The 8656-nt window shown below is 46.6% G+C and carries 10 protein-coding genes; 6 read left to right on the forward strand and 4 right to left on the reverse strand.

Going from position 1 to position 8656, the window contains the following annotated elements; genetic code table 11:
- Positions 1-137 precede the first annotated feature (137 nt).
- Positions 138-722, forward strand: a complete 585-nt coding sequence (locus F8N00_RS13780; RefSeq protein ID WP_023467654.1) for a YdcF family protein — start codon at positions 138-140, stop codon at positions 720-722.
- A 52-nt stretch (positions 723-774) separates the two neighbouring features.
- Here the strand turns inward: F8N00_RS13780 and F8N00_RS13785 are convergent, their stop codons facing one another.
- Both F8N00_RS13785 and ytzI read right to left on the reverse strand, forming a co-directional pair.
- On the reverse strand, positions 775-1326 hold the full coding sequence (locus F8N00_RS13785; RefSeq protein ID WP_075642048.1) for a hypothetical protein: 552 nt from the start codon (positions 1324-1326) through the stop codon (positions 775-777).
- A 134-nt stretch (positions 1327-1460) separates the two neighbouring features.
- Positions 1461-1634 carry a YtzI protein gene (ytzI, locus tag F8N00_RS13790; RefSeq protein WP_143404442.1) on the reverse strand — a complete coding sequence of 58 codons (174 nt, stop codon included), beginning with the start codon at positions 1632-1634 and terminating at the stop codon, positions 1461-1463.
- A 126-nt stretch (positions 1635-1760) separates the two neighbouring features.
- Between ytzI and F8N00_RS13795 the strand changes: the two genes are divergently transcribed.
- On the forward strand, positions 1761-2864 hold the full coding sequence (locus F8N00_RS13795; RefSeq protein WP_035408959.1) for a PP2C family protein-serine/threonine phosphatase: 1104 nt from the start codon (positions 1761-1763) through the stop codon (positions 2862-2864).
- A gap of 72 nt (positions 2865-2936) precedes the next feature.
- Here the strand turns inward: F8N00_RS13795 and F8N00_RS13800 are convergent, their stop codons facing one another.
- Positions 2937-3872: a magnesium transporter CorA family protein gene (locus F8N00_RS13800; protein ID WP_023467658.1), complete on the reverse strand. Its 936-nt coding sequence runs from the start codon at positions 3870-3872 to the stop codon at positions 2937-2939.
- Positions 3873-3994: 122 nt separating this feature from the next.
- Here F8N00_RS13800 and F8N00_RS13805 point away from each other — a divergent pair, with 122 nt between their 5' ends.
- On the forward strand, positions 3995-4363 hold the full coding sequence (locus tag F8N00_RS13805) for an Hpt domain-containing protein (protein ID WP_023467659.1): 369 nt from the start codon (positions 3995-3997) through the stop codon (positions 4361-4363).
- A gap of 46 nt (positions 4364-4409) precedes the next feature.
- Here the strand turns inward: F8N00_RS13805 and F8N00_RS13810 are convergent, their stop codons facing one another.
- A complete protein-coding gene (locus F8N00_RS13810; RefSeq protein ID WP_055967060.1) occupies positions 4410-5288 on the reverse strand; it encodes a chemotaxis protein CheV in 879 nt (292 codons plus the stop codon).
- Between the two features lie 218 nt (positions 5289-5506).
- Between F8N00_RS13810 and F8N00_RS13815 the strand changes: the two genes are divergently transcribed.
- The 3 genes from F8N00_RS13815 to F8N00_RS13825 form a co-directional block, all read left to right on the forward strand.
- A complete protein-coding gene (locus F8N00_RS13815; protein ID WP_050678501.1) occupies positions 5507-6946 on the forward strand; it encodes an NADP-dependent glyceraldehyde-3-phosphate dehydrogenase in 1440 nt (479 codons plus the stop codon).
- Positions 6947-7119: 173 nt separating this feature from the next.
- Entirely contained in the window at positions 7120-8091 is a 972-nt protein-coding gene (locus F8N00_RS13820) for an MBL fold metallo-hydrolase (protein WP_058265148.1), read from the forward strand.
- A partial coding sequence (locus F8N00_RS13825) for an SDR family NAD(P)-dependent oxidoreductase (RefSeq protein WP_421018404.1) occupies positions 8091-8656 on the forward strand: 566 nt, incomplete at its 3' end. The genes F8N00_RS13820 and F8N00_RS13825, both read left to right, overlap by 1 nt.

Genomic DNA, 8656 nt, shown 5'->3' on the forward strand with positions numbered 1-8656 from the left:
ATGGCGTGAAAAGACGCGTCATTCTTTTTTGAGTCAGCCTCTTTTCATGGAGTCCAAACCTGTTATGCTGAAACTTTTTTGGAGAACCATTCGTATTGCCTACCGTAAGCCATTTTTTAGTAGAGAGGTCGTACGGTATGATCAAACGCACGTTTAACAAACGAAACATCAAATGGATGGTCGGTGGGGGACTAGTCGCTTGTGTCGCCTTCTGGTACAGTGTCGGTATTTTCGTCAATAAAGGGGAACGGCCACTCGCTGATGGGACGTCACCGTATGTCATCGTCCTCGGTGCGGGTGTCAAAGGAGAAAAACCGTCGCAAATCCTACATAACCGGATTCAGGCAGCTGCGGCATATGGGAAACAACATTCAGAAGTCCGCTTCATCTTGAGCGGTGGACAAGGTCCGGATGAAGATATTTCAGAAGCAGAGGCGATGCGTCGCGGGATGGTGGCATCTGGGATTGCTGAAGAGCGGTTGATCCTTGAAGCCGACTCGACATCAACAACGGAAAATCTACAATTTTCAAAAGCGTTGTTGCCAAAGGACGTTCGTCGCGTCTCGATCGTCACGTCAGACTTTCATCTGTACCGTGCGCGACAAGAGGCGAAACAACTTGGTTTACAGACAGATGCGATTCCGGCTGAAACGCCACTTTCAGGAGTCCTTCGATTTGGAATGCGCGAACGCGTTGCGATCGTTGTTCAATTCCTACGCTAAAAACCCCGACATGCTGAACATGTCGGGGAGAAAGAAGAAGTGCATTGAATGATTAGATGCCTTCACCTTTATGTTTTTCCTCAGAAGATTGAGAATCATTTGCTTGTTTGTCGGAAGCATCATGCTCAGCAGGTGGTTCTTCTTTGCCGAGTGCGACATCCTTCGCTTCGACGACTTTATTGCTGATTGCATTCAAATCACCTTTCGTCTCATTTACTGTCTCTTTCACCGTCGAGGCATCTGATTTCACCGTTTCAAGCTCTGTGTTCACTTTGTCATAGACATTTTGAACGTCAGATGCGACTTCTTGAATGATGCTTGAAGCACTCTTCACTTGATTGATGACTTGTGATGCTTTACCTGACGGATCTTCCTTAATAGAAGAAGCGAGGGTAGAGACGGAATCTTTCGCTCCCCGTAAACTCTGTTTCGTATTTTGGCGAGACGAAGAACTAAGTAGCGTCAATAGACCGCCGACAAGGGCACCGAGCAACATTCCTGTGACGAGATTGATTTGACGACCTGATGATTCTTCCTGATCGAACTGGCGATTCGGATGTTCTGCGTGTGTTGCGTGTGGATCATGTTGAAGCTTCGGTTCCATGATGAACACTCCCTTGAGATAATATTTGACCATGATATGGATATACCCTTGTGACTGAATCAAAAACATCTAAAAAAAACATGTATTTGAAATGAAACAAAAAAAGACCACCGTGATATGATGGTCTAAGAGGTTCATTTGTTGAATGAATCATCATCTTTTTCGTGACGAAGTTTTCGGTTGATTTCATCATAATCGATTTCGATATCATCTTTGTTGCCCTTGTAGCCATATCCTTTTGAAATGACGATAATCGAGGCGACCAAGACGAATACGATGATGAGAATGGAGACGACATATAACCACATAGTCCACTCCTCCTTTCGTTCACTTTCTAGTATGACGGAAAACGCAGCTTCCGTCTAAACGAAATTGTAGGTTGTGTGCTAAACTGATGTCAGATAAACATGTTAAACGGAACGAGGTGACGGCGTATGAGTATTTTGGTCGTAGATGATGAGTTAACGAATTTAATGCTCCTAGAGCGATTGTTAGAAAATGAAGGCTATGACGTCGTCAAGGCGATGAGTGGGGAAGAAGCAATCGAATTGATGGAGGATCCGTTATTCATCGAACAGTTGGACGTCGTTCTCCTTGACGTCGAAATGCCAGGAATCAGCGGAATCGAGGCGACACGTTTGATTCGAAAACGGTTTGGTCTTGATGAATTACCGATTCTGATCGTTTCCGGGCGATCAAACGAGGAAGATATCGTTGATGGACTAAATGCAGGAGCATCGGATTATACGACGAAACCGATCCGTAAAACGGAATTGCTCGCGCGAGTTCGTAACGCGATTGGTCTGAAGCAAGCAATCGATGCGCGAAAACGATATGAAAAAGTATTACAGGAAGACTTTGATTTGGCGCAAAAACTGCAACAGAGTGTGCTCAGTGCGAATATCGAAGACGATGAGATCCGCATCATGGCGACGTATATCCCTTCTAAAAAGCTCGCGGGAGATATGTACGCCTGGTACCGCATCTCTCAGAATAAATACGGCATCATCTTGTTTGACGTCATGGGACACGGTGTCTCTTCTGCGCTGATCACGATGGGAATGAGTTCGATTTTGTTCGAACTCGTGCACCGGATTGGTGATCCAGCACAAGTACTTGAAGAATTGAATCAGCAGATGAGTCGTTTGTTCCCAGGAGACGAGACAGAAATCTATTTCACTGCCGTTTACCTCTATATCGACCTAGATGAGATGAAGCTCAGCTATGCGAACGCAGGGCACCCACCTGGTTTGTTACGCATGAATGATCAAATCATTCCGCTTGAGAATACGGGACTTCCTGTCGGTATGTTCGAAGACTCGACGTATTCGAGCAAGACGATCGACATCGTCTCACCAGGATGTGTTTACTTGTACACGGATGGTTTCATGGAACTCTACAGTAAAGGCATTGATGAAGGAATCCATGCCATCCAGAATCTGATCGAACAACAAGGACCGAACATCCATCAGTTGATTCAACCGGATCAGAGCGATGAAGCGGATGACCTATGTCTCGTGACGGTCGAGATTAACTAAAGCGCAATAGAAAAAGACTAGGTAGCAGATACTTCCGCTACCTAGTCTTTTTTGTATGAAACCATACAAGGTCTAGAAAAACCTTCTCCGCCATAGGATAAATGCTGCAAGGCCTGAGAAGAAAATCATCATACCGAAGACGATCCAGAAACCAATGACTTCACCTTCCCACGGAACATGAACGTTCATCCCGAACATTCCGGAAATCATCGTTGGGATCGAGATGACAATCGTAATCGAAGCAAGGAACTTCATGACGAAGTTGACATTGTTCGAGATGACGGAACCGAATGTATCCATCGTCGAACTGATGATATCTTTATAAATTTGTGCCATTTCCATTGCTTGGCGGTGTTCGACGAAGACGTCTTCGAGTAAGTCTTCGTCATCTTCGTGCTTCTCGAGACTCGGTGTCTTAATGATCCGGTCGAGGACACCATCGTTCGATTTCAAGGACGTCATGAAATAGACCAATGATTTTTGAAGGTTCATCAATTGAAAGATTTCTTGATTTCGCATCGAACGTTGAAGTTCTTCCTCAAGTTCGTCCATACGACGATCGATTTGACGCAAGAAACGTAAATACGAGGAACTGACTTTATAGAGAATCTGGAATACGAAGCGCGATCGGTAATTCGTCCGGAATCCTCGCAACTTACCACTTGAGAATAACGTCAGGACATCGAGCTGTTGCGAACAAACGGTGATGAAATGACGGGATGTCACGATGATACCGAGCGGAATCGTATTATAACGGCGTCCTGATGATTCTTCTTCGATGTAGGGAACGTCGACGATCATCAGTAGACCTTCTTCATCTTTTTCAAAACGTGGTTTTTCTTCCACGTCCAAAGGGTCATAAATGAAATCCTCTGGAATATTCGTAGCAGCGATGACTTGGTCGGCTTCGTCCTTTGTCGGATTGACAAGATGGATCCAGGAACCCTTCGTGAACTCCTGTATCTCGTTGACTGCCCCGGTGACATCGCTTCGATAAATCGTCAACATATTGTCTATCCCTCCTGCTCTTCACTGTCTCATTATAGAAATAGATGTGACAGCGTGTAAATGATTCTCCGATTTTTTTTTACGAAGATTAGTGATAAGATGAAAACAGAGGAGGGGAAGACATGCCTTTTTTTAATGCTAAGAAGCTCGAAGAACTTCAATCGATCGCGGGTGGGGACCATGCGTTCCTTCAAAAAATCGGAGAAACGTATATCGCGCAGTTCGATCGAAAGTTTCCTGAACTAAAAGATGCCGTCGCCAAGCAAGATGCTGAGCAAACTGAAAAGCTCGCTCACTTGCTAAAAGGTGCTTCCTATTCCGTTGCCGCTGATGATTTAGCTGATGATTTCGAACTGCTTGAAAAAGAAGCAGAATCCGGTTCAATGACCGGAACACAAGAAATCGTCGATCGGATTGAGCAATGCATGGTGGAATTCCGTGTCGTCTGGCTCGATGTGTTTACTGGAAAAAATCTTGACGCGCTGCGTTGAGCAATCGAATAGATCAAAAAAGCCGACATGCTGTCGGCTTTTTTTCTTATAAGACGTATGAATCGACCGTTTCGATCAAACGACCGATTTCCGGTTTCGTGATTTGTGCATTGACACCAACCGACTCACCTTTATGGCGTAAATCGTCGGAAATCAAGGAAGAGAAGACGATGATTGGCAATTCCGCATAACGATCATCTTCACGGAGTCGTTTCGTCAAGTGTAGTCCATCCATCTTCGGCATCTCGATATCGGTGATCAGGAGGTCACAGTTGCTTCCGTTCTCAAACGCATCAAAAGCGTCCTTACCATTGATGAACCATTTTAGACCATGGTAACCGGCTTCCTCGAGTGTTTCGATGATCAATGTCCGGAGCATTTCCGAGTCTTCGGCGATCCAGATGACTTTGTCGGACCGGTCACGGGACTGGACGCGACGCCCTTCTTCGCGGGCGAAGATATCCTTGCGTGAGAGCTCAAGTGCGATTTTTTCGTAGTCGAGCAGGATGATCATTTTGTCGCCCGTTTTGACGACACCATTCGTTAATCCCTCAATGCCACGAGCGAGTTCGTTTGGTGTATCGATCTGTTCCCATGAGATACGACGGATTTCCGTCACGGAATCGACACGCAGGACGCTTTTTTCCCCATTAAATTCACAGATGATCAATCGATCCTCGGTTGCTTCATCGTGGGGAACACCGATGACCGTCGGCAAATCGATGACTGTCATGACTTCGCCACGCAGTTCAATCAATCCTTTAACAGCATCCGGTGTACCTGGGAGTGGTGTCATCGGGAGCGGAACGATGATTTCCCGGACCTTCATGACGTTGATTCCAAACGTGTATGGTCCGCAATGGAAGATGACGATCTCGAGTTCGTTCGTGCCGGCTTCTAATAAAATATCGTGCTGATTATACATATGGTTGTGCCCCTTTCCATTACCTTCACTTCACTTCTGACTAGTTATCGGCATGCTACGCTGAAAATTCTAGTTCTGAATTGACAAAAAAAGTGTTGTAATCGCTTTCATAATATGTTAAGCAAAAAGTTTGGCATTTGTCAGACCAATTGATTACAATAAGCTATGCAGCCACACACTGAAATGAGAGAGATAAAAATAAATGGAGGTAGAGTGGAATGACTACAGCAACAACCTACACATTTTTACTAGATGGACAATGGCATGAAAGTGAATCAAAAGAGACAATTGAAATCTCTTCACCATATAAAGAGGATCTTGTCGGTCGCGTTCAAGCGATGACGAAACCGGAAGTCGATCGTGCCATCGCTTCAGCTAAAGCGGCACAAGCAGAGTGGGCAAAACAACCAGCGAACAAACGGGCTGAATTGCTTCACGCTTGGGCAACGGAACTCGAAAAACGTGCGGACGAAATCGGTGAAGTCATCATGCGCGAAGTCGGTAAAGGACGTGCAGATGGCGTCAAAGAAGTCAAACGGACAGCTGAAATCATTCGCTACACAGCGGAAGAAGGTCTCCGTTTCGACGGTCAGATGATGCAAGGGGATTCGTTCCCTGGTGGTAGCGCGAAAAAAATCGCGGTCATCAAAAAAGCACCACTCGGCGTCGTGCTTGCAATTTCACCGTTTAACTACCCAGTCAACTTGGCAGCAGCGAAACTCGCACCTGCCCTCATGACAGGAAACGCCGTCGTCTTCAAACCGGCAACACAAGGTTCGATCAGCGGTATCTTGATGGTCGAGGCACTCGTCGCAGCAGGTCTTCCAGCTGGACTCGTCAACATCGTCACAGGTCGTGGATCGGTCATCGGTGATTACTTGACGGCTCACCCAGGCATCAACATGATCACATTTACTGGTGGTACAGGCACAGGACAACATTTGTCGCGTCAATCGGCAATGATTCCACTTGTCCTTGAACTTGGTGGAAAAGATCCAGCGCTCGTTCTTGAAGATGCGAATCTGTCACTTGCGGCAGACCATATCATCAGTGGGGCATTCTCTTACTCAGGTCAACGTTGTACAGCAATCAAACGCGTTTTCGTTCTTGATCATCAAGCGGATGCACTCATCGAAGAACTCAAGACACGGATCGCGAAATTGACAGTCGGTTCACCTGAACAAGACAGCGTCGTCGTGCCGCTCATCGACACGAAATCAGCGGACTTCGTCGAAGGCTTGATCACGGACGCAACAGACAAAGGCGCAACGCTCGTCTCAGGTGGCGGACGTACGGCGAACTTGATCGAACCAACACTTCTTGACAACGTGACACGCGACATGCGCGTTGCTTGGGAAGAGCCGTTCGGACCAGTTCTTCCAATCATCCGTGTCAACTCGGTCGACGAAATGATTGCATACTCTAATGAATCAGAATACGGTCTTCAAGCAAGTGTCTTCACAGAGAACATCGATGCTGCGTTTGCAGTAGCGGATGCGCTTGAAACAGGTTCTGTTCAAATCAATGGTCGGACGGAACGTGGTCCTGACCACTTCCCATTCATCGGTGTGAAATCATCGGGTCTCGGCGTTCAAGGCGTCGGACGTAGCTTAGCTTCGATGACACGCGACAAATTAACAGTCCTCAACTTAAAATAAGTTTCTGACCGACCTTTCAATCTGCGGAAAGGTCGGTTTTTTGTGCATCCATTTCTCGCGCTTTAACGTAAGCTAGAAAACAAATGTCACCCTTTGACGCACAAAGTTTGGCGCTATAGCTTCATTCTCTCTATAATGAAAGAAAATGGACGAGAGAAAAGAGGCGTGTAGGTATGACTGTATCAGACGAAATCATCCCGATTCCGATTCCGACACCATTTCCGGTTGGAGACGTGAACTGCTATGTACTACGAACGGAAGGGGAAAACATCCTCATTGATTGTGGACCGGATACGCTTGAAGCATGGCAAACGATGCAACGGACGCTTGCACGACATGAACTTCAGGTCGAGGATTTAGATCGTGTCATCGTGACACATCACCATGCGGATCATGCTGGGATGGCACATCGCTTTTCAGAGAAAGGCATTCCCGTCTATGGACATGCGCGATTACGCCCATACTTGGAACAGGACGAGACCTTCTTGAACAACGGGGACGCATTCTTGCGTCGATTGGCGACATCGTTTGGCGTTCCGCTAGCGATTCAAGAGATGTTACCAAGTTATCAATCTGCCTTGAAATGGCTTGGTAAAGGTCAGCTTGATTTCACATTAAAAGAAGGCGACGCGATTACGCCGTCTGGGCGATACCGGGTCATCGAACTACCGGGGCATGCAAGTGACCAAATCGGAATTCTAAGTGACGATGGTGTATTGTTCGCGGCCGATCACCTGCTCGACCGGGTCGAGCCGAATCCATTGCTCGAACAACCGCAACCAGGTGATGATGTGCTCGTAAAACGTCCTGTTCTTGCGTATCTTGACTCCTTAGAAAAATTACAAAGTGAGCAGATTCGAATCGCTTACACTGGACATGGTGCTCCGATTCGAGATGTTGCGGTACTCGTCGAAGAACGATTGATGCAACGCAAGGCACGTGGTGATCAGCTCTTGAAGTATTTTACGGGAGAACATACGTTATTCGAATTAGCACAAGTGACGTATGGAAACCGATTAAAAAAATCATTCCCTCTTGTCATGAGTGAGATGAAAGCACGCCTCGATACACTCGTTGCCCGCGGTGCGATCACGGTCGAGAAACGATCAGGTATCCTCTACTATTCAAAAGCGGAGGAAGTCTAATGCAACTCATCAACCGGACGATTGTCATCACGGGTGCTTCAAGTGGACTCGGGGAAGCACTGGCGCGCACTCTGCATAAAGAAGGCGCAAACTTGATTTTAATTGCACGACGCGAGGATCGATTACAAACGTTAGCATCTGAACTCCAGGCAGACTACCTGGTCTACGATTTGGAAAAGGCGCCTGAAATTCTTGCAAAAACACTCGCAAATCGTTATGGACGGATTGATATTTTGATTAATAACGCAGGTTTCGGGGAATTCAGCTTCTTAGACGATACCTCGATTGAAACGATTGAGTCGATGCACCGGATCAACGTCTTAAGTCCCGTTCGCTTAACGAAGGCATGTCTGCCATTACTCAAAGAAGGTGGCATGATCGTCAACGTGGCCAGTCAGGCGGGGAAGTTGCCGACACCGAAATCAACGATCTATTGCATGACGAAAGCAGCGATGTTGCAGTTTTCGAACGCGTTACGTCTGGAGTTACGTCCAAAAGGCATCCACGTCATGACGGTCAATCCAGGACCTGTCTCTTATACACATCTCCGAGCCCACGAGACTAA

The sequence above is a fragment of the Exiguobacterium sp. A1_3_1 genome, assembly GCF_048985645.1.
Taxonomy (GTDB): Bacteria; Bacillota; Bacilli; order Exiguobacteriales; family Exiguobacteriaceae; genus Exiguobacterium_A; species Exiguobacterium_A indicum.

Coding starts and splice junctions, on each gene's coding strand:
- F8N00_RS13780 (WP_023467654.1), top strand. CDS start 138: ATGATCAAACGCACGTTTAACAAACGAAACATCAAATGGATGGTCGGT.
- F8N00_RS13785 (WP_075642048.1), bottom strand. CDS start 1,326: ATGGAACCGAAGCTTCAACATGATCCACACGCAACACACGCAGAACAT.
- ytzI (WP_143404442.1), bottom strand. CDS start 1,634: ATGTGGTTATATGTCGTCTCCATTCTCATCATCGTATTCGTCTTGGTC.
- F8N00_RS13795 (WP_035408959.1), top strand. CDS start 1,761: ATGAGTATTTTGGTCGTAGATGATGAGTTAACGAATTTAATGCTCCTA.
- F8N00_RS13800 (WP_023467658.1), bottom strand. CDS start 3,872: ATGTTGACGATTTATCGAAGCGATGTCACCGGGGCAGTCAACGAGATA.
- F8N00_RS13805 (WP_023467659.1), top strand. CDS start 3,995: ATGCCTTTTTTTAATGCTAAGAAGCTCGAAGAACTTCAATCGATCGCG.
- F8N00_RS13810 (WP_055967060.1), bottom strand. CDS start 5,288: ATGTATAATCAGCACGATATTTTATTAGAAGCCGGCACGAACGAACTC.
- F8N00_RS13815 (WP_050678501.1), top strand. CDS start 5,507: ATGACTACAGCAACAACCTACACATTTTTACTAGATGGACAATGGCAT.
- F8N00_RS13820 (WP_058265148.1), top strand. CDS start 7,120: ATGACTGTATCAGACGAAATCATCCCGATTCCGATTCCGACACCATTT.